The sequence below is a fragment of the Streptomyces sp. NPDC058985 genome, assembly GCF_042740985.1.
In the GTDB taxonomy this organism is placed as follows: Bacteria; Actinomycetota; Actinomycetes; order Streptomycetales; family Streptomycetaceae; genus Streptomyces.
In genome coordinates this window covers 32,095-52,214 of sequence record NZ_JBHYJX010000055.1, presented here as the reverse complement: position 1 = coordinate 52,214, position 20,120 = coordinate 32,095, and the positions used below count along the sequence as shown (strand labels likewise).

17 protein-coding genes and 2 pseudogenes are annotated in these 20,120 nt (G+C 71.7%); 12 read left to right on the top strand and 7 right to left on the bottom strand.

Annotation, left to right across the window (positions count from 1 at the left end; genetic code table 11):
* Positions 1 to 107: 107 nt before the first annotated feature.
* Positions 108 to 1,022: pseudogene (locus ACFW01_RS33500) on the bottom strand (hypothetical protein); the annotation flags it as partial.
* Positions 1,023 to 1,029: 7 nt separating this feature from the next.
* Positions 1,030 to 2,025 carry an SMI1/KNR4 family protein gene (locus tag ACFW01_RS33495; RefSeq protein WP_384509929.1) on the bottom strand — a complete coding sequence of 332 codons (996 nt, stop codon included), beginning with the start codon at positions 2,023 to 2,025 and terminating at the stop codon, positions 1,030 to 1,032.
* A gap of 283 nt (positions 2,026 to 2,308) precedes the next feature.
* Between ACFW01_RS33495 and ACFW01_RS33490 the strand changes: the two genes are divergently transcribed.
* Positions 2,309 to 2,839, top strand: coding sequence for a YwqJ-related putative deaminase (locus ACFW01_RS33490; protein WP_384509926.1), 531 nt, complete (start codon positions 2,309 to 2,311; stop codon positions 2,837 to 2,839).
* 63 nt (positions 2,840 to 2,902) lie between these two features.
* Positions 2,903 to 3,397, top strand: a complete 495-nt coding sequence (locus ACFW01_RS33485; RefSeq protein ID WP_234957291.1) for an SUKH-3 domain-containing protein — start codon at positions 2,903 to 2,905, stop codon at positions 3,395 to 3,397.
* Positions 3,398 to 3,446: 49 nt separating this feature from the next.
* Here ACFW01_RS33485 and ACFW01_RS33480 read toward each other — a convergent pair whose 3' ends face one another.
* Positions 3,447 to 4,754, bottom strand: coding sequence for a sensor histidine kinase (locus tag ACFW01_RS33480; RefSeq protein ID WP_384509923.1), 1,308 nt, complete (start codon positions 4,752 to 4,754; stop codon positions 3,447 to 3,449).
* A gap of 431 nt (positions 4,755 to 5,185) precedes the next feature.
* Here ACFW01_RS33480 and glmU point away from each other — a divergent pair, with 431 nt between their 5' ends.
* From glmU to ACFW01_RS33455, 5 genes are all read left to right on the top strand, one after another.
* Positions 5,186 to 6,634 carry a bifunctional UDP-N-acetylglucosamine diphosphorylase/glucosamine-1-phosphate N-acetyltransferase GlmU gene (gene glmU, locus ACFW01_RS33475; RefSeq protein ID WP_234957289.1) on the top strand — a complete coding sequence of 483 codons (1,449 nt, stop codon included), beginning with the start codon at positions 5,186 to 5,188 and terminating at the stop codon, positions 6,632 to 6,634.
* 132 nt (positions 6,635 to 6,766) lie between these two features.
* Positions 6,767 to 7,741, top strand: a complete 975-nt coding sequence (locus ACFW01_RS33470; RefSeq protein ID WP_161328287.1) for a ribose-phosphate diphosphokinase — start codon at positions 6,767 to 6,769, stop codon at positions 7,739 to 7,741.
* Between the two features lie 253 nt (positions 7,742 to 7,994).
* The gene (locus tag ACFW01_RS33465; protein ID WP_234957288.1) at positions 7,995 to 8,597 is read left to right on the top strand and encodes a 50S ribosomal protein L25/general stress protein Ctc; all 603 of its coding nucleotides are present in this window, start codon (positions 7,995 to 7,997) and stop codon (positions 8,595 to 8,597) included.
* Positions 8,598 to 8,699: 102 nt separating this feature from the next.
* Positions 8,700 to 9,302, top strand: a complete 603-nt coding sequence (pth, locus tag ACFW01_RS33460; protein WP_234957287.1) for an aminoacyl-tRNA hydrolase — start codon at positions 8,700 to 8,702, stop codon at positions 9,300 to 9,302.
* Positions 9,303 to 9,354: 52 nt separating this feature from the next.
* Positions 9,355 to 9,864, top strand: coding sequence for a hypothetical protein (locus ACFW01_RS33455; RefSeq protein ID WP_234957286.1), 510 nt, complete (start codon positions 9,355 to 9,357; stop codon positions 9,862 to 9,864).
* A gap of 95 nt (positions 9,865 to 9,959) precedes the next feature.
* Here the strand turns inward: ACFW01_RS33455 and ppc are convergent, their stop codons facing one another.
* Positions 9,960 to 12,707 (bottom strand): phosphoenolpyruvate carboxylase, encoded by a 2,748-nt coding sequence (ppc, locus tag ACFW01_RS33450; RefSeq protein WP_234957285.1) that lies wholly within the window; start codon positions 12,705 to 12,707, stop codon positions 9,960 to 9,962.
* Positions 12,708 to 13,047: 340 nt separating this feature from the next.
* On the opposite strand from ppc, the gene ACFW01_RS33445 reads away from it, so the two are divergent.
* The 3 genes from ACFW01_RS33445 to ACFW01_RS33435 are packed head-to-tail and all read left to right on the top strand — an operon-like array spanning position 13,048 to position 15,938.
* Entirely contained in the window at positions 13,048 to 14,058 is a 1,011-nt protein-coding gene (locus ACFW01_RS33445) for a fatty acid desaturase (RefSeq protein WP_234957284.1), read from the top strand.
* On the top strand, positions 14,055 to 14,732 hold the full coding sequence (locus tag ACFW01_RS33440; protein ID WP_161328281.1) for a TetR/AcrR family transcriptional regulator: 678 nt from the start codon (positions 14,055 to 14,057) through the stop codon (positions 14,730 to 14,732). Before ACFW01_RS33445 ends, ACFW01_RS33440 begins: the two co-directional genes overlap by 4 nt.
* 30 nt (positions 14,733 to 14,762) lie before the next feature.
* Positions 14,763 to 15,938 carry a CaiB/BaiF CoA-transferase family protein gene (locus ACFW01_RS33435; RefSeq protein WP_234957283.1) on the top strand — a complete coding sequence of 392 codons (1,176 nt, stop codon included), beginning with the start codon at positions 14,763 to 14,765 and terminating at the stop codon, positions 15,936 to 15,938.
* 42 nt (positions 15,939 to 15,980) lie between these two features.
* Here ACFW01_RS33435 and ACFW01_RS33430 read toward each other — a convergent pair.
* Together ACFW01_RS33430 and ACFW01_RS33425 are read right to left on the bottom strand one after the other, a co-directional pair.
* Positions 15,981 to 16,250: pseudogene (locus ACFW01_RS33430) on the bottom strand (glyoxalase); the annotation flags it as partial.
* Positions 16,251 to 16,526: 276 nt separating this feature from the next.
* Positions 16,527 to 17,348 carry a trans-aconitate 2-methyltransferase gene (locus tag ACFW01_RS33425; RefSeq protein ID WP_384509914.1) on the bottom strand — a complete coding sequence of 274 codons (822 nt, stop codon included), beginning with the start codon at positions 17,346 to 17,348 and terminating at the stop codon, positions 16,527 to 16,529.
* 117 nt (positions 17,349 to 17,465) lie between these two features.
* On the opposite strand from ACFW01_RS33425, the gene tamR reads away from it, so the two are divergent.
* The gene (gene tamR / locus ACFW01_RS33420; RefSeq protein ID WP_122616995.1) at positions 17,466 to 17,963 is read left to right on the top strand and encodes a MarR family transcriptional regulator TamR; all 498 of its coding nucleotides are present in this window, start codon (positions 17,466 to 17,468) and stop codon (positions 17,961 to 17,963) included.
* A gap of 85 nt (positions 17,964 to 18,048) precedes the next feature.
* Here the strand turns inward: tamR and ACFW01_RS33415 are convergent, their stop codons facing one another.
* Positions 18,049 to 18,822: a response regulator transcription factor gene (locus ACFW01_RS33415; protein ID WP_234957281.1), complete on the bottom strand. Its 774-nt coding sequence runs from the start codon at positions 18,820 to 18,822 to the stop codon at positions 18,049 to 18,051.
* A 304-nt stretch (positions 18,823 to 19,126) separates the two neighbouring features.
* Here ACFW01_RS33415 and ACFW01_RS33410 point away from each other — a divergent pair, with 304 nt between their 5' ends.
* Positions 19,127 to 19,582: a GNAT family N-acetyltransferase gene (locus ACFW01_RS33410; RefSeq protein WP_384509910.1), complete on the top strand. Its 456-nt coding sequence runs from the start codon at positions 19,127 to 19,129 to the stop codon at positions 19,580 to 19,582.
* Positions 19,583 to 20,120: the final 538 nt, after the last annotated feature.

The following is a 20,120-nucleotide window of genomic DNA, read 5'->3' as shown; positions in this document are numbered from 1 at the left end:
GTCGCAGAGGTCTGGCCACCGCATGGTACCTGGCGAGGGGACGGCGAGGTGGTCGAGTGGGAGGTTACCACCGCGGCCCGCGTCCCTCCCGACTAAGCCGAGGCCCCGGGCGCACCCGGACCGGCGGGCGGCTGCGCGGCGGGCGGCGTCTGCGGCGCGGGCGGCGGCGTGCCCGGACCGCCGGGCGCGGCCGGCGCGTTCGGCTCGTCGAGCGCGGGCGAGAGCGCCGTCGGCGGCAGCGAACTGCCGCCCGACATCAGCGCCGTCTTGGCGTCCGGCGTCGCGGTCGGCGGCGCATCGTCGTCGGCACCGCTCAGCGGCGGCGAGAACACGGTGTGCGGCAGCGGTACGGAACGGTCCTCACCGGCGTCCGCGTTGGTGTCCGTCCCCGCCCAGGGCGTCGCCCCGGCAGGGGCACCCGGCGTACCGGACGCGCCCGCCCCGGAGCCACCGTCGCCACTGGACGCGGCGGCCGGCCACGCCGCCCCGCTCCCCCCGGCAGGCGCCGACGGCACACCGGCCTGCGTCTCGGGAAGCGGCGCGGCAGGACCGGCCACGGAACCGGGACCGGAACCGGAACCCGAACCGGAACCGGCGGCACCGGTGTCCCCGGTGCCGCTGTCCTGATCCCCGCGCCGACGGTCCGGAATCCCCAGCTTGTCCGCCGCCTCCTGCAGCCACTCCGGCGGACTCAGCAGGAACGACGTCTGGTTCAGGTCGACCCGCGCGGCGGGCGCCGGCTGCGCCTCCTCGGCCTCGTCGGGACGGCCGTACTCCTCCTCGTACCGGCGGATGACCTCACCCACCGGCAGCCCCGGCCACAGCGTCGCCTCCCCGCTGTCCCGGGCGATCACCAGCCGCTGCGCACCGCCGTCCGAACGCGGGCCGTCCGCACGGTCCTCGGCCCACACGACGAACCCGAGATCGAACTCCCGCACCCGCACCTCACGGTGCTGGTACGCCGGCAGCTCGCCGTTGACCCACTCCTCCGCGCGCTCCTGCGCCTGCGCGAACGTCACCATCGTCAGCTCACTCCCCTACGGACGCCGGCGTCGCGGGCACCGCGTGCGCGAACCCGCCGTCCACCATCAGGTTCGCCACCGTCTCCAGCTCCGGCGGGGACCCCGCCAGCCGCGACAGGAACACGTCGAAGTCCTCGCCGCAGGGCATCAGCAGCCGCTCCACCCGGTCCGCGGGCGGCACCGACGGGTCCACGTCCCGCACGTCGTCATAGGCGCAGAACCACACCGAACCGAGCCGGTCGCCCTTGACCTTCACCGCGAGCAGACCGCCCTGGACGAACGCGACACCCAGGTAGTCCTTGGTCAGGTGGTCCCGCAGGCACTTGTTGACATAGACCAGGTCGTTGACCGCCGCCTCCTCACGCACCGTGAAGAACGGCTGGTCGACCAGCAGCCCCAGCTCCGCGTCCAGCGCCGTGCCCACCGGCGCGCAACCGCCCGCCGCCTTCAGGAACGACCGGTACGCGCCCGGCAGCCGGTAGCCGAGATCCTCCTCGACCCCCTGCACCTGCTGCTCCGACACGGCGACGCCCGACTTCGGCAGCCCGAAGTGCGCCGGCCGCGTCTCCTGCAACGGCCTGGTGCCGCGCTTGCCCTGGTCCACGGTCGCCGTCGCGATGCCGCCGTGGTGCCGCAGCAAAGCCTTCACCTCGACCGGCACCAGCTCCATCCGGCGCGAACCGGCCACGTGGTGCCACGTCCAGCCGTGCGGCGTCGCCACCGCGGGCACCGTGTCCCACAGCTCGTGCCCCGACGCGGACAGCGCCGCGTTGGCCGACACGTAGTCCGTCAGCCGCAACTCGTCGACGCCGAACCCCACCGGCGGCTCCGCGATCTCCGCCACCGCGCGGGCGTACGGCGAGAAGACGGGGTAACCGCCCTCGTCAACCCGTACTCCTCTCGGGTGACGGGCCGCCCGCACCGGATCCGGGAAATGCACGACCTGCCCGGCATAGGCCGCGTTCGGCGGCGCGGCTCGCTGCCCGAGCCGACCTGTAGTCATGGCGGTTGCCCCCTGCGGCGTCTGTCTGATCTGTCTGCACTGTCCGACCTGTCTGGCCACCGCACGCAATCGCGGTGCCGACAGCCTATGCGGTACGTCGAGAGGGGTCACCGGCGCCGGACCCCGCACCCGACACACCGGCCTCCGCTACCGTGACCTGCCGTCACCCTCCCGTGACACACCGCCCATACCCGGGCGTGTCGCCAAGCCCCAGCTTCCCCAGCAGCCACGGGATTTGGCACTCTGTGACCTTCCGGGGGATGCTCAGGAGGGGAAGATGATCATGAGTGCGACACAGACGGGACCCGCCACCGGGCGACCCGACGACCCCCGCGGCGGCGACCCCCGCATCGGCTGGAGCAGCGCCGAGGCCCAGCACGCCCCCTCCCTCCAGCACCGCCGCGACGGCATACTCCCGACCGTCGCCGCCGCCCTCTCCGTACGCGGCACCACCCTCACCGGCACGGCCACCCGCGCCGACGCGCCGCCCGCCCTGCACCACCTCGTCCAGGACTTCCTCGACACCCTCACCAGCGGCCAACGAGACCGTTACACCGGCCGCTGCGCCGAGACGATCCTCATCTCACGGCACCTGGCCACCGCCGACGCCGCCCGCAGCAAACGCGCCGCACGAAAACCCATGACCAACGGCGAAGCCCGCAAAGCGCTCAAACACGCCAAACTCACCACCCGCCGCATCCGCGAGGACGGCGACCCCCTCCACGGCAGCTTCGCCGCACCGTGCCGCGCCTGCACCGCCCTCAGCGCCCACTTCGGCGTCCGCGTCGTCGACCCCACGACGAGCGAGGACTGACCCGCCGGCCACCGACGCCGAGGACCGAGCCGCCCAGAGCCGACCGAAGAGAACCAAGGGCCGATGCAAGCCGACCGCACCTCCACCACCCGCTTCCCCGTCCCCGTCGACGCCGCACTGCGCGACGCCGGCTGGCAACCCGGACGCTGGGACATCAAACAGGCCGAGATCTGGGCCGACACCCTGCGCGAACACACCTCACCGGCCGGACACCGCCACACCGTCTTCCCCGCCGCCGTCGAGGCGTGGGCCGAATTCGGCGGCCTCCGCCTCGCCCCCACGGGCCCCGGCCGCCAGATCGCCCCCGCCACCCTGCACCTCGACCCCCTGCACGGCCTCCACATGGCCCGCACCCTCGGCGACCTCGGGCGCGCCCTCGACACCCAGACCTGCCCCCTCGGCACCGAGACCGACAGCCAGGCCCTCATCGCCATCGACACCGAGGGCCGCGTCTACGCCCTCGACCACACCGGCGACTGGTACCTCGGCCCCGACATCGACACCGCCCTCGCCGCGCTCGTCGCCGGCACCCAGCCGACCCGCCTCACCACCGGCTGACCCCACGCACCTCAGTACGGCCCCGCCGCAGTACGGCCCCGCCGCGCGGCTACGACGCCGGAATCACCGCCGACACCCGGAAACCCCCTGCGTCCGTCGGCCCCGACACGAACACGCCCCCGAGCGCCGCCACCCGCTCCTTCATCCCCACCAGCCCGTTGCCACCCGACGGCAACCGCGCCGACGTCGCGGCCTCGGGCGGCGGCTCGTTCTCCACCTGCATCGCGATCTCCGACACCCGGTGCGCCAGCCGCACATACGTCTTCGCACCCGCCGCGTGCTTGTGCACGTTCGTCAGCGCCTCCTGCACCACCCGGAACGCCGTCGCCTCCACCTCCGCCGCGTACACCCGCTCCTCCCCCTCCACGGACAGATCGACCACCATCCCGGCCGCCTCCGACTGCCCGACCAACTCGTCCAGCTCGGACAGGCACGGACCGTCCGACTCCCCTTCATCCACCGCCCGCGACGCCGCCGCGGCCGCCGCCACGCCCACCGCCGCCAACGGCACCGAGGCCCGCTCCGCACGGGCACCGTCCCCACCACTGCGCAGCACGCCGAGCATCTCCCGCAGCTCCGTCAGCGCCTGCCGCCCCATGTCCCCCACGAGCGCGGCGTTCTTCACCGCCTTCTCCGGATCCTTCCGCGCCACGGCCTGGAGCGCCGCGGCATGCACCACCATCAGACTCACCCGGTGCGCCACCACGTCGTGCATCTCCCGCGCGATCCGCGTCCGCTCCTCGCCCCGCGCCCACTCCGCGCGCTCCTCCGCCCGCTCCGCGAGCAACTGGAGCTCCCGCTCCAGCGAGTCCGCCCGCTCCCGCAGGCTCTCCATCAACCGCCGCCGCTGGCCCACGTACAGGCCGAGCAGCAACGGCGGCGCGGTCAGCCCGAGCGAGGTCGCGATCGACGCGAACGGCAGGAACCAGTCCCCCAGGTCCACCCCGTCCCGCGCCATGTCCTGCCGCAGCCGCACGAACGTCACGATCAACGTCCCCAGCAGCGACATCCCGGCCAGCGAACCGATGATCCGCCGCGGCAACTCCGAGGCCGCCAGCGTGTACAGGCCGACGACGCCCATCAGGAAGCCCATCTCGGCCGGCGTGACGGCGATCGCCACCAGCACCACCGCGATCGGCCACTTGCGCCGCACCACCAGCACCGAGCCGGCCAGCAGCCCGAAGACGACCCCCACCGCCAACGGAATCCCGGCGTCCCGCGCGAACGGGACCCCCTCCGCCGCGCACTCCAACGCGGACACGGCACCGAGGCTCACATCGAGCACCGCGCCGCGCCGCCTGTCCCACCACCAAGGCCCACCCCGGGCCGGCACGTGGTCTTCCCCCGTCGTGGTCATGCCTCCAGCCTACGGGCGCGACCCGCCCCATTTCCGGTGACTTTCGACAAACGATAGGACGCGATATCCCTCGAACTGGTGAACCCCATGTCACTCAACGCCGAAGGCGAGGATTCGAACCGTGGACGCCTCGTGATCAAAGTCCTCAAGAGCGCCGACCTCTACCGTCGCATCGAAGGCTCTTGGTACGGCATAGTGTTGGGTGCCGACTCGGCGACCTAACTAAATGTCCGGTTTAGTCGAGTTCCATCCCCCATGGTGTAATCAGGCAGCACTGAGGGTTTTGGTCCCTTAAGTTCAGGTTCAAATCCTGATGGGGGAGCTGTCGCCTCCGGGCCCTGACCACACGGTCAGGGCCCGCACTCATGCCCCCCACAAACAGCCCCGGTATCCTGCGGATGTCCCCACCCCCAACAGCCGAAGGGCATCCCGTGAGCGCCATTCGCCCGGCAGCCGTCGTCGTTCTCGCAGCGGGTGAGGGCACCCGTATGAAGTCGGCCACACCCAAGGTCCTGCACGAGCTGTGCGGGCGGTCCCTCGTGGGGCACGTGCTCGCCGCCTCCGGTGAGCTGGACCCGCAGAACCTGGTCGTCGTCGTCGGGCACGCCCGCGAGAAGGTCACCGCGCATCTCGCCGAGGTCGCCCCCGACGTGCGCACCGCCGTGCAGGAGCAGCAGAACGGCACCGGGCACGCGGTGCGGATGGGCCTGGAGGCGCTGGGCGGTGCCGTGGACGGGACCGTGGTCGTGGTCTGCGGCGACACCCCGCTGCTGACCGGCGAGACCCTCGCGGCCCTCGCCACCACGCACTCCGCCGACGGGAACGCGGTGACCGTGCTGACGGCCGAGGTGCCGGACGCGACGGGGTACGGCCGGATCGTGCGGGAGGAGGCCACCGGTGCCGTCACCGCGATCGTGGAGCACAAGGACGCGTCCGAGGCGCAGCGGGCGATCCGGGAGATCAACTCGGGTGTCTTCGCGTTCGACGGGCGGCTGCTGGCGGACGCGCTGGGGAAGGTGCGGACGGACAACAGCCAGGGTGAGGAGTACCTGACGGACGTCCTCGGGATCCTGCGCGAGGCGGGGCACCGGGTGGGTGCCTCGGTGGCCGGTGACCACCGGGAGATCGCGGGGATCAACAATCGTGTGCAGCTGTCGGAGGCGCGCCGGATCCTCAACGACCGGCTGCTGACCGAGGCGATGCTGGCCGGCGTGACGGTCGTCGACCCGGCGAGCACGTGGGTCGACGTGACGGTGACGTTCGAGCGGGACGTGGTCGTCCACCCGGGTACGCAGCTGCACGGTGCGACGCACCTGGCCGAGGGGTCCGAGGTGGGGCCGAACTCGCGGCTCACGGACACCCGGGTCGGGGCGGGGGCGCGGGTGGACAACACCGTTTCCTACAGCGCGGACGTGGGCCCGCAGGCGTCGGTCGGTCCGTTCGCCTATCTGCGGCCGGGGACCCGTCTGGGTCTCAAGTCCAAGGTGGGTACGTACGTCGAGACGAAGAACGCGTCGGTCGGTGAGGGGACGAAGATCCCGCACCTGTCGTACGTGGGTGACGCGACGATCGGTGAGTACACCAACATCGGTGCCGCGAGTGTGTTCGTGAACTACGACGGGCAGGACAAGCATCACACGACCGTCGGCTCGCACTGCCGTACCGGTTCGGACAACATGTTTGTGGCTCCTGTCACGGTCGGGGACGGTTCCTACACCGCCGCCGGCTCGGTGATCACGAAGGACGTGCCGCCCGGTTCGCTGGCCGTGGCCCGCGGCCAGCAGCGGAATATCGAGGGTTGGGTGGCCCGGAAGCGTCCGGGGAGCGCGGCGGCGAAGGCGGCCGAGGCGGTCTCCCGGGAGGCGGGAAGCGAAGACTGACCGGAAACCGGCGCGTCGAACACGGCGTACCGTGAAAAGTGCACATCTGCACCCCACCAGCTGAGACGCCCCCGCGGCCAGTCGGGAGAGCGCCCGTGATGCTCAGCTGCGAACCTCTGAGGAGACAGTGCTGTGACCGGGATCAAGACGACCGGCGAGAAGAAACTGATGTTCTTCTCCGGCCGCGCCCACCCCGAGCTTGCCGAGGAGATCGCCCACCAGCTGGGTATCGGGGTCGTCCCGACGAAGGCCTTCGACTTCGCCAACGGTGAGATCTATGTGCGTTATCAGGAGTCCGCGCGTGGTGCGGACTGTTTCCTGATCCAGAGCCACACGGCCCCGATCAACAAGTGGGTCATGGAGCAGCTGATCATGATCGACGCGCTGAAGCGCGCGTCGGCCCGCTCCATCACGGTCATCGTGCCCTTCTACGGTTATGCGCGGCAGGACAAGAAGCACCGCGGACGTGAGCCGATCTCGGCGCGTCTGATCGCGGACCTGATGAAGACCGCGGGTGCGGACCGGATTCTCGCCGTGGATCTGCACACGGACCAGATCCAGGGGTTCTTCGACGGCCCGGTGGACCACCTGTTCGCGCTGCCGCTGCTCGCGGACTACGTGGGCGCGAAGGTGGACCGTTCGAAGCTGACGGTGGTCTCCCCGGACGCGGGCCGGGTGCGGGTGGCGGACCGCTGGTGCGACCGGCTGGGCGCGCCGCTGGCGATCGTGCACAAGCGGCGTGACAAGGACGTGGCGAACCAGGTCACGGTGCACGAGGTCGTGGGTGACGTGGAGGGGCGCATCTGTGTCCTGGTCGACGACATGATCGACACCGGTGGCACCATCTGCGCCGCCGCGGACGCCCTGTTCGCGCATGGTGCGGAGGACGTCATCGTGACGGCGACGCACGGTGTGCTGTCGGGTCCGGCGGCGGACCGGCTGAAGAACTCGAAGGTGAGTGAGTTCGTGTTCACGGACACGCTGCCCACGCCGAACGAGCTGGAGCTGGACAAGATCACGGTGCTGTCGATCGCGCCGACCATCGCGCGTGCGGTGCGCGAGGTGTTCGAGGACGGTTCGGTGACGAGCCTCTTCGACGAGCTGTGAATCTCGTCGAGCTGTGAATCTCGTCGAGCTGTGAGTTTCGTCGAGCTGTGAGCGTTGTGCAGTAACCGTTCTGCACAGCACGTGGAGATCGTTTTGGGTGCGGCCTCCCCCTCCGAGTAGACTGCTGAAGTTGCTCGGCGAGGGAGGCCGTACCCGTGTCGCGGGTTCGGTTGTCCGTTATCGACGCGCTCTTCGTAGCAGGCCGTTCGTGGCCGGGTGACCACGTCCGTTTCTACCTCTACGAGGAGTGATCATGTCCGAGGTGAAGATCTCCGCCGGCACGCGCACCGAGTTCGGCAAGGGTGCCGCCCGTCGTATCCGTCGTGACGACAAGGTTCCCGGCGTTCTGTACGGCCACGGTTCCGACCCGCTGCACCTGACGCTGCCGGGCCACGACCTGCTGATGGCGCTGCGTACGCCGAACGTCCTGATCGCGCTGGACATCGACGGCAAGACCAACGAGCTGGCGATCCCGAAGTCCGTGCAGCGTGACCCGATCAAGGGTTTCCTGGAGCACGTCGACCTGCTGCTCGTGAAGCGCGGCGAGAAGGTCGAGGTCGACGTTCCGGTGCAGGCCGAGGGTGAGCTGGCCCCGGGCAACTTCCTGCTGGAGTACGTCCTGGACGCGCTGCCGGTCGAGGCCGAGGCCACGCACATCCCGGAGCAGGTCACCGTGTCGGTGGAGGGTCTGGAGGCCGGTGCCTCGATCCACGCCAAGGACATCAAGCTGCCGTCCGGTGTGAAGCTGACCGTCGACGAGGACGCCGTCGTGCTGCAGGTCCTGGCCGCGCAGGCCGAGGAGCCCGCCGCCGAGGGCGAGGGTGAGACCGAGGGCGAAGAGGCCGCCGAGGCCTGATCGTCCCCCGGGTCCTGCCGGGCCTGGGTCATCATGTGGTCGGCCGCTGTTCCCGTGCGGAGCAGCGGCCGACGCGTATGTGCGGACGGGTAGCGAGGAGACATGGACGTGACGACGGACGCGAGTGCGCCCTGGCTGATCGCCGGCCTGGGCAATCCGGGCCCCGAGTACGCCGCGAACCGGCACAACGTCGGCTTCATGGTGGCGGATCTGCTGGCGGACCGGGTGGGGGCGCGGTTCAAACGGCACGGCAAGGCGCAGGCCCAGGTGGTCGAGGGGCGGATCGGACCGCCCGGGCCGGCCGGCCGGCGGGTGATCCTGGCGAAGCCGATGTCGTTCATGAACGTGTCGGGCGGCCCGGTGACGGCACTGGCGGACTTCTACAAGGTTCCGCTCGCCAACATCGTGGCGGTGCACGACGAGTTGGACATCGACTACGGCGTGCTGCGGCTGAAGCTGGGCGGCGGGGACAACGGGCACAACGGGCTCAAGTCGATCACGAAGGCGCTGGGCCGGGAGTACCACCGGGTGCGGTTCGGGATCGGGCGGCCGCCCGGGCGGATGCAGGTGGCGGACTTCGTGCTGCGTGACTTCGCGTCGGCGGAGCGCAAGGAGCTGGACTACTTCGTGGACCGGGCGGCGGACGCGGTGGAGGCTCTGGTCATCGAGGGGCTGGAGCGGGCGCAGAGCACGTACAACTCCTGACTTGTCCGCTGATGGCGCGCGGGCGAGTTGACCGACCGCTCATATATGGCCAATGATCCCGGCCATGCCTGCCTCCGCCGCCGTCCCCCGCCCCCGTCGGGCCTCGTACGCTCTGCTGCGATTCGGCCGGATCGCGGCGATGGGCACGGTCGCGGCGCTGATCCTGATCGCGGGTGTGTGGGCGTCCTGGGGCACGGCGCAGCACGTGCTGCTGACCAAGGGCCGGGAGCAGGGCACGGTCGAGGTGACGCGGTGCGGTGACGGTTCGTGCAGCGGGCCGTACGCGCCGGTGTCGGCGGGGTCCCGGGAGCGGGAGCAGGTCGTGCTGGAGGACTCGGTCGCCGTGGCCGAGGGGCGGACGTACTCGGTGGTGGTGAAGCCGGGGAGCGACGAGGTGGTGCGTTCCGGTCCGGCGGGGGTGCTGTACGCGTGGGTGCCGCTGGGCGGGGCGCTGCTGCTGGCGTCGGTGGTGGTGGCCGGAGGGCTGCGGCGGACGCGGACGGCGTGGGCGATGGCCGGGGCGGGTGTGGCGCTGCTGACGGCGGCGTTCTTGGCGGTGTGAGTCTCCGGCGTACTGCTTGGATTCCCGCGTACGGCATGGCGGTGCCCCCGGCTCTTGGTGAGCGCGGGGGCACCGTCCTGTGTACGGGGCTCGGGTCAGCCGGTGTTGCGCAGGCCCGCCGCCACGCCGTTGACGGTGAGGAGCAGGGCGCGGGCGAGGAGCGGGTCGGGGTCGGTGCCGGCGGCGGCCGCCTCGCGCTGGCGGCCGAGGAGGGCGACCTGGAGATAGGAGATGGGGTCCAGGTAGGCGTCGCGGATGCTGAAGGTCTGCTTGAGGACCGGGTCGGCGTCCAGCAGTTCGGTCTCGCCGGTGACGCGCAGGACCTCGGTGACGGTCAGCTCGTGCTCGGCCTTGATGGCGTCGAAGACGTGCTTCAGCTCGTCGGGGACGAGGGTGTCGACGTAGTGCTGCGCGATCCGCAGGTCGGTCTTGGCGAGGGTCATCTCGACGTTGGAGATGAAGTTGCGGAAGAAGTGCCAGTGCTGGTGCATCTCCGCGAGGACGGCGTCGCCCTCCTGGCGTACTCCGGCCTCGCGCAGCGCCTTGAGGCCGGAGCCGACGCCGAACCAGCCGGGGACGATCTGCCGGGACTGGGTCCAGCCGAAGACCCACGGGATGGCCCGCAGTCCGTCGAGCGAGACGCCCGAGCCGGGGCGGCGCGAGGGCCGCGAGCCCAGGTGCAGGTCGGCGAGCTGGTCGACCGGCGTGGAGGCCAGGAAGTACGCGGGCAGGTCGGGGTCCTCGACGAGTGACCGGTACGCGGTGTGGGCGGCGTCGGAGACGACGTCCATGGCGGCGTCCCAGCGGGCGAGGGCCTCGTCGGACTGGCGGGGCGCGGTGTGCAGGGCGGACGCCTGGAGGGTGGCGGCGACCGTCAGTTCCAGGTTCTCCCTGGCCAGCGACGGGATGAGGTACTTGTCGGAGATGACCTCGCCCTGCTCGGTGACCTTGATCTCGCCTTCCAGGGTGCCCCAGGGCTGGGCGAGGATCGCGTCGTGGGTGGGGCCGCCGCCGCGGCCGACGGTGCCGCCGCGGCCGTGGAAGAGGCGCAGCCGTACGCCGTGGCGGTGGGCGACGTCACGCAGCCGGCGCTGGGCGCGGTGGATCTCCCACTGCGAGGTGGTGATGCCGCCGAACTTGGAGGAGTCGGAGTAGCCGAGCATGACCTCCTGGACGTCTCCGCGCAGCGCGACCAGGCGCCGGTAGGAGGGGTCGGCGAGGAGGTCCTCCAGGATGGTGTCGGCGGCCTTCAGCTCGTCGGTGGTCTCCAGGAGCGGCACGATGCCGATCTTCGCCCAGCCGGCGTGCAGGTCGATCAGGCCGGCCTCGCGGGCCAGCACGGCGGCGGCGAAGACGTCGTCGGCGCCCTGGCACATCGAGATGATGTAGGACTCGATGACCTCGGGGCCGAAGACCTCCAGGGCGCGCCGGACCGTCTGGAAGACGCCGAGGGTCTTCTCGCCCGGCGCGTCGACGGGCGCCGGGGTGGGCGCCAGCGGACGCCGGGAGCGCAGCTCCTTGGCGAGGAGCTTGGCACGGTACTCGCGGGGCATGTCGGCGTAGCGCCAGGACTCCTCGCCGAGCCGGTCGAAGAGCTGGCCGAGCGCGTGGTGGTGGGCGTCGGCGTGCTCGCGGACGTCCAGGGTGGCCAGCTGGAGGCCGAAGGCGGCCAGGGTGCGGATGGTGCGGGCCAGGCGGCCGTCGGCGAAGAGCCCGCCGCGGTGCTCGCGCAGGGATGCCTGCACGACGCGCAGGTCGTCGAGGAGTTCGGCGGTGCCGAGGTAGTCGCGGCCGTCCTCGTGGGAGGTGCCCTTGGCGAGGCGCTGCTTGGTGTTCTCCAGCTTCTGCCGGATGCAGGTGGCCTTGAGCCGGTAGGGCTCCTCGGCGTTGAGCCGCTTGTAGCGGGGGCTGATCTCGGGGAGCCGGTCGAGGTCGGCCTGGAGGGAGGCGAGGAGTTCCTCGGTGGCGCCGGCGTAGCGGATCGAGTTGGAGAGGAAGCCGCGCAGCTCGTCGATCATCTCCAGGGCGTCGTTGATGCCGTGCTCGTGCTGGAGGATGAGGACGTCCCAGGTGACCTGGGGGGTGACGTTGGGGTTGCCGTCGCGGTCGCCGCCGATCCAGCTGCCGAAGGTGAGCGGGCGGGTGTCGTCGGGGAGCTTGACGCCGGCCCGCTCCAGCTCCGCGGTGAGGTCCTCCAGGACGTCGCCGACGGCGCCCGCGTGCAGCTCGTCGAGGTAGTAGATGGCGTTGCGGGCCTCGTCGGCGGGCTCGGGGCGCACGACGCGGAGTTCGTCGGTCTGCCACACGAGGTCGATGTTCTCGGCGAGGCGGGTGTCCAGGCGGCGCCGGTCGGACTCGATGACCGGGGTGTCCAGGAGGGCGGCGATGCGGCGCAGCTTGTTGAGGACGGAGCGGCGCGCGGCTTCGGTGGGGTGCGCGGTGAAGACGGGGCGCACGTTGAGGTTGCGGACGGTCTCCTGGAGGTGCTCCGGATCGGCGTCCTTGAGGCGGTCGGCCGTGCGGGCGAGCAGTCCGCCCTCGGCGGCGCGCTTGGCGCCCAGCTCACGGCCTCGGTGCACCTGCTCGGTGACGTTGGCGAGGTGGAAGTAGGTGGAGAAGGCGCGGACCAGCTTGGCCGCGGTCTCCAGTTCGGTGCCGCGCAGCAGTTCGGCTGCGGCCTCGCCGTCCTCTCGGGTGAGTCGGCGCACCTTCTCGACGAGTTCCAGCAGCTCGGGGCCTTCCTGCCTCACGAGGGTCTCTCCGAGGAGGTCGCCCAGCCGGCGGATGTCGGCTCGCAGTTCGCTGCTGGTCGTCGTGGTGGTCTGGTCGTCGGCACTGCTCACAGGTGCGGCTCCTTGCAGTGATCGAAGGTGCGTCGCGCCAGCGACTCCCTCGAGGGGCGGTGGCGGGCGACGGGTGGGATCGTCTGGGAGGGAACCCGGACGGCGTCTCGCGCGGCGGGCGCCGCTTACGGGCCGGACGTCCGGGAAATATTCAGAGCGGACCGCGCTGTCCGACCGACTCCCAGGATAGGTGTCGGCCCGGACGCGCAGGTTCTCGGGCTCTTGCCGCGCGGCAACGCGCTGCCATACTTACGTCGCCGTAGGTTACGGAACCGTAGGAAACGTGCATGGTTCCGAGGCCCGGCACCGGACACCACCCTCGACCCCACAGGGGACGCGCATGACCACGAGTTCCGATGTGATCCCAGACGCTCCGCAGCCTCCCGGCGACGCCGCGGCGTCCTCCGCCACGCTGGGCGGTGAGCAGAAACGGTCGATCGAGCAGATCACCCTGCTGCTGTTCATCGCCGTCCCGTTCCTCGCGCTGGTGGCGGCGGTGCCGCTGGCGTGGGGGTGGGGCGTGAGCTGGCTGGACCTGGGGCTACTGGTCTTCTTCTACTTCCTCGGCTGCCACGGCATCACGATCGGCTTCCACCGTCACTTCACCCACGGGTCCTTCAAGGCGAAGCGGCCCCTGAAGATCGCGTTGGCGATCGCGGGCTCGATGGCGGTCGAGGGGCCGCTGGTCCGCTGGGTGGCCGACCACCGCAAGCACCACAAGTTCTCCGACGACGAGGGCGACCCGCACTCGCCGTGGCGGTACGGGGAGACGGTGCCGGCGCTGATGAAGGGCCTGTGGTGGGCCCACATCGCATGGATGTTCGACGAGGAGCAGACCTCGCAGGAGAAGTACGCGCCGGACCTGATCAAGGACCCCGCGCTGCGCGCGATCTCCCGCCAGTTCGTCCTGTGGACGCTGCTCTCGCTGGCCCTGCCCGCGCTGATCGGCGGGCTGGTCACGATGTCGTGGTGGGGAGCGTTCACCGGGTTCTTCTGGGGTTCACTCGTCCGGGTGGCGCTGCTGCATCACGTGACCTGGTCGATCAACTCGATCTGCCACGCGGTGGGCAAGCGGCCCTTCAAGTCGCGTGACCGCTCGGGCAACGTGTGGTGGCTGGCGATCCTCTCCTGCGGCGAGTCCTGGCACAACCTGCACCACGCCGACCCGACCTCGGCGCGCCACGGCGTCATGCGCGGTCAGCTCGACTCGTCGGCCCGGCTGATCCGCTGGTTCGAGGCGTTCGGATGGGCGTACGACGTGCGCTGGCCGTCACGCTCGCGTATCGATTCGCGCCGCAACACGGAGCAGGACGGCGCCCGCCGCCGGAAGGAGACGGCGAAGGCGGCATGATTGACGGCGTGGCGACCGACTCCAGCAGCACCCCAAGCAACGAGAAGCCCAGGCGCGCGCGTCGCACCCGGATGACCGGTGCCGAGCGCCGCCAGCAGTTGCTGGAGATCGGCCGCACCCTCTTCGCCGCGAAGGGCTTCGAGGGCACGTCGGTGGAGGAGATCGCGGCGAAGGCCGGGGTCTCCAAGCCGGTGGTCTACGAGCACTTCGGCGGCAAGGAGGGGCTGTACGCGGTGGTGGTGGACCGCGAGATGCGGCGGCTGCTCGACATGGTGACCGGCTCGCTGACCGCCGGCCACCCGCGCGAGCTGTGCGAGCAGGCCGCGTTCGCGCTCCTGGACTACATCGAGGAGTACACGGACGGCTTCCGCATCCTGGTCCGCGACTCCCCCATCCCGCAGTCGACGGGCTCCTTCGCCTCGCTCATCTCCGACATCGCCACCCAGGTGGAGGACATCCTGGGCCGCGAGTTCAAGAACCGCGGCTTCGACGCCAAGCTGGCCCCGCTGTACGCGCAGGCGCTGGTCGGCATGGTGGCGCTGACCGGCCAGTGGTGGCTGGACGTGCGCAGGCCGAAGAAGGCGGAGGTGGCCGCCCACCTGGTGAACCTGGCCTGGCACGGGCTGGACGGCCTGGAGCCCAAGCCCCGGCTGATAGGGCACCGCAAGAGCTGAGTCACGGCCACGGCACCGGAGAGAACACAGATGCAGCCGCTGCGCGGAGTCACCGTCGTCGCGCTCGAACAGGCCATCGCCGCGCCCTACGCGAGCCGTCAGCTCGCCGACCTCGGCGCCCGGGTGATCAAGGTGGAGCGCCCCGGCACGGGGGACTTCGCCCGCGCCTACGACTCCCGGGTGAAGGGGCTCAGCTCGCACTTCGTGTGGGCGAACCGCGGCAAGGAGTCCCTCACCCTGGACATCAAGGACCCCCGCGCCAAGGACGTGCTGCTCCGGCTGATCGCGGGCGCCGACGTGTTCCTCCAGAACCTGGCGCCGGGGGCCGCGGCACGGGCGGGTCTGGGCGCCGGGGAGCTGCGGGCGCGCCACCCGGAGCTGATCGTGTGCGACATCTCGGGCTACGGCGGCCCGGGGCCCTACGAGGGGCGCAAGGCTTACGACCTGCTGGTGCAGTCCGAGGCGGGGCTGCTCTCCGTCACGGGCACGCCGGACGAGATGGCCAAGGTGGGCATCCCGGTGTCGGACATCGCGGCGGGCACGTACGCCTACAGCTCGATCCTGGCGGCGCTGCTGGAACGCGGGCGGACGGGCCGCGGCACGCACCTGGACGTGTCGATGCTGGAGGCCACCGTGGAGTGGATGGGCTTCCCCCTGTACTACGCGTACGACGGCGGCGAGCCGCCGCCCCGGGCGGGTGCCGCGCACGCGACCATCCACCCGTACGGCCCGTACACGGCGGGCGACGGGAAGACCGTCATGATGGCGGTGCAGAACGAGCGGGAGTGGCGCGGCTTCTGCACCGTCTTCCTGAACCGACCGGAGCTGGCCGACCACCCGCACTACGCCACCAACGCGGACCGCAACACGCACCGCGAGGCGCTCGGCGCGCTCGTCGCGGCCCGTTTCGCGGAGCTGACCAGCGCGGAGGCGATCGAGCTGCTCGGCGCGGTGCCGGTCGCCAACGCGCGGGTCAACACGCTCGCCGAGGTCTGGGAGCACCCGCAGCTCGCCGCGCGCGGACGCCGGCACGAGGTCGCGACTCCGGCCGGTCCGGTCCCGGCGCTGGCTCCGCCGGGCCCGACCGGGGACACGCCCCGCATGGACGCCGTACCGGCGCTGGGCGAGCACACCCGCGCCATCCTGGGCGAGCTGGGCCTGTCCGGCGACGCCATCGACGCGCTGGTCGAGGAGGGCGTGGCGTGACGCGGTCGGGGTGCCCGGGGAGCGCGCCCGGTCCGCCCGGCGTCACGGGCGGGGCCGCCGGCCGGGCTCCAGGAACTCCAGGCGGTTGCCGACCGGGTCGGCGCAGTAGAAGCGCCGGTGGCCGGGCAGCTCGTCGTCCCAGGTGACGGAAGTACCCCGGGCCTCCAGCCGGGCGGCGTACGCCTCGATCCCGGTGACCCGCAGCCCGGGATGGGCCTTGCGGGCCGGGCGGAACCCCGGCTCGATCCCCAGGTGGAGCCGGACGGTCCCCGCCTCGAACCAGCAGCCGCCGCGGGCGGCGAGCGCGGGCGGCTAGGGCCTGTCTGACAATTCCCGTCGTCGCCCGGAGGGCGGCCTCGCGGCGTCAGGTGCGTGCTCTCGCCATGCCGGGCGTAGAGCCTCGTACTGGATGTACTCGGCTCTGCGCCCGGTGCGGCGAGAGTGCGTGCATGGCGTCGCGAGGCAGACGGGAATTGTCAGACAGGCCCTAGGGGGTCTCGGCCATGCCGAGGACGCCCGTGTAGAACGCGCGCAGCGACTCCTCGGAGCCGGGCGGCGCGGCGAGCTGCACGTGGTCGACCGCGGTGATCACGACCGCTCCGGCCTGCGGGCGACGGCGAAGACGCGGCGGAAGGGGAACGGGGTGCCGTGCGGTCCGGCCGGGTAGGCGGCGCGGAGGACCGTCCGGTACTCCTCGACGAAGGTGTCGCGGGCGGCCGGGTCGTCGTCGAGGGCGGCCAGTACGGGGCGCAGTCCCGTCCCCTTCACCCAGTCCAGCACGGCGTCCTCGCCCTCCAGCAGGTGGACGTACGTCGTCTCCCAGACGTCGGCGGTGCAGCCGGTGGCCGTGAGGTGGGCGAGGTAGGCCTCGGGGGTGAGGACGGCGTCGTCGTGGCGCAGGACGCCCGCGAGACGGTTCCGCCAGCGCCGGGAGTGGGCGAGTTCGCGCATCAGGCGGTGGCTGGGGGCGTCGAAGTTGCCGGGCACCTGGAAGGCGAGGGTGCCGCCGGGGGCGGACCGGTCGATCCAGTCGGGGAGGCGGTCGACGTGGCCGGGGACCCACTGGAGGGTGGCGTTGCTGACGAGGAGGCCGAGGGGCTCGTCGGGGCTCCAGGTGCGGGCGTCGGCGTGGGCGAAGTCGAGGTGACCACCGCCGGAGGTCGGTCCCTCGTACTGCCGGGCCCGGTCGAGCATCCGGGGCGAGTTGTCGTAGCCGGTGATGCGGGCGGTGGGCCAGCGGCCGGCGAGCAGGGCGGTGGCGTTGCCCGGGCCGCAGCCGAGGTCGGCGATGCGGGGCGGGTCGCCCGGCAGGTCCGGGACACGGGCGAGGAGGTCGGCGAACGGGCGCGCGCGGTGATCGGCGTGGCGGAGATACTGGGCGGGGTCCCAGGCGGGGGCGGTGGCGGGCATGGGCTCTCCAGGGGTGGCCGTGCGGGACGGGTACCCAGCGTCGCGGCAAACTATCTCGACGTCAAGACAATTGACATCAAGAGACTTCACGTCGACACAACCACTACACTGATCGCCATGGAGGACGAGGTCGATCGACTGGTCGCAGCGTGGCGCCGGGAGCGCCCGGACCTCGACGTGGAACCGCTGGAGGTGCTGAGCCGGGTCAGCAGGCTCGCCCGGCACCTGGACCGCGCCCGCCGACTGGCTTTCTCCGAGCACCAGTTGGAGCCCTGGGAGTTCGACGTGCTCACCGCACTGCGCCGGGCCGGCACCCCGTACCAGCTCTCACCGGGCCAGCTCCTCACCCAGACCCTGGTCACCTCGGGCACGATGACCAACCGTATCGACCGCCTGGCGAAGAAGGGCCTGGTCGAGCGGCTGCCCGACCCCAGCGACCGGCGCGGCGTACTGGTCCGGCTCACGGACGAGGGCCGCGACCGCGCCGACCAGTCGCTCGCCGGGCTCCTGGCGCAGGAACGGGCCATCCTGGCCGAGCTGTCCCGCGCCCAGCGCAGCGAACTGGCGGCACTGCTGCGCCAGCTGACCGCCCCGTTCGACAACATCCCCGGTTGAGGGCCTGCCGAGCAGCTCGCGCCGCGGAGGCGGGGGCCGGCATGCCCGTCTGCCCCCGCTCGCCTGCCTCCGCTCACCGGCGCAGTCAGGCGCTGTTGCTTTCCCGCGGCCCGATCTGCCCGGGAGGCCCCAGGTCGGCGGGCCCGACCCCGGCCCTCCTCGCCAGCGCCACCGCCGCGAGGGTGGAGTGGACGCCCAGCTTGCCCAGCACGTTCTGCATGTGGGTCCGCACGGTGTGCGGGGACAGGTACAGCCGCTCGGCGACGGCCTTGCGCCCGAGCCCGGCCACCATGCACCGCAGCACCTCACGCTCCCTCGGCGTCAGCGACTCCACCAGGCGCTCGCTCTCGGTGCGGTGCTTGCGGGCGGCGGTCAGTTCGCGCAGGACGCCGGTGAGCAGGGCGGGCGGCAGATGCGTCTCGTCGCGCAGCACACCCCGGATGACGCTGAGCAGCCGCGACAGGGAGCAGTCCTTCGCGACCCACCCGGAGGCGCCGGCCCCCAGCGCGAGCGCCGCCCGCCGGGGGTCGTCCCGCCCGGCGAGGACGACGATCCGTACCCCCGGCTGCCCCGACCGCACGCCGGCGACCAGCGAGATCCCGTCCACCAGCCCGTCCTCGTTGCCCTCCCGCACGGGCACGGCGGGGCGGGTGCCGGGCACCCGGCCGCCCAGGTCGGCGTCGACGAGCAGCACGTCGAAGGGCCGCCCCTCGGACGCGGCCCGCTCCAGGCAGCGCAGTGCGGCCGGACCGCTGCCGGCCGCGGAGACGTCGACGTCGGGCTCGGCGGCCAGGGCGGCGGCGAGCGACTCGGCGAAGATGCGATGGTCGTCGACGACCAGGACTCGGATACGAACCACGAAACCCCCTCCCCCGAGCTCCTCCCGGAGCAGGGGATACCCATCGTCTGTCCATCCTGGGAGGACGACACCGGCACGGGTACGGCGCCCGAAGCCCCGTATCCAGCAGTGCGCCCGGTACTCCGGGCGGGAACGCCACGGCCGCACGGCCGCCGCCGCGCGTACACCGCTGTCCCGCCCCGAGCGCCGTACCCGGCTGTCTCGCCCCCTGAACGGCACCGGCCCCCACCGGTGCTGTTCATCAGAGTACGGGCGGGCGCCGGGAGCGGAAGGTTATTTGCAGAACTGACAGCCCCGCCCGTTTATGGTGAGCCGCATGTTTCGTCTTGTGACAGAAGTCGACAAAGCGCGACGCGATCTGCTGCGCACCCGCCTGCGGGAGACGAACACCGCGGCGTCCTCGGTCCTGCGTTCGCTGCGCGGAACCCCTCACGAACGCGAATTCCCGTTGCACGTATGGGTGCTGGACGAGTCCGGCGACCTGGCGGGCGGCCTCGTGGGCCACACATGGGCGAGCTGGCTCCACGTGACCTACCTGTGGGTGGACGACCGGCACCGGGGCGGGGGGCTGGGCTCTACCCTGCTGACGGAGGCGGAACGAACGGCCCGCGAGCAACGCGGCTGCGCGGCGTCCCGCGTGGAGACCTGGGACTTCCAGGCACCGGACTTCTACACACGGCACGGCTACGACGTGATGTGCGTGATCCCCGACTACCCGCCGGGGGTCACGGAGTACACGCTGGTGAAACGGCTGGCGTGAGACGGCCGGGCGACGCACCACGGGCGCACACCTCGACAGGGAGTGAGGAGTCGACACGCATCACGGTCCGCCTTCCCTGCCGGGGCGCCGGGCGCCCGGGTGCCGGAGGGGGCGGCGGAGGAGGGCCCACATGGCCCGCCCGCTGCCGGTCGTACATGTCCATGAGCCGCCGGTTCTTCTCGTACCAGCGCCTCATCCACCGTGGGGTCAAGGCCGCCACCACGGCCACGGGCGCGCCAAAGTACACCAGCAGCACGGCGGCCCCCGGTCTGTCCCGCAGCACCCATGCCAGTGCCAGGCACCCGAGGCTGAGCAGAGCGAGGACGGCGGCGAGGTTTCTTCCTCCGTTGGCGTTCTCCTCGTAGACCGTCAGAGTGCGCCGCGTCGAGGCCATGGCGATGTCCGACACAGCGCTGCTCGCCCCCGATCGGGTATCAGGCGCCACCCACGTCTGCAGAAGCGGGCCTCCCGAGCGCAACCGCTCCTGGGCTTGAAGGGCGCGTTGGCGGGCCGTAGGTGAGTCGTCTCGTACGAAGAC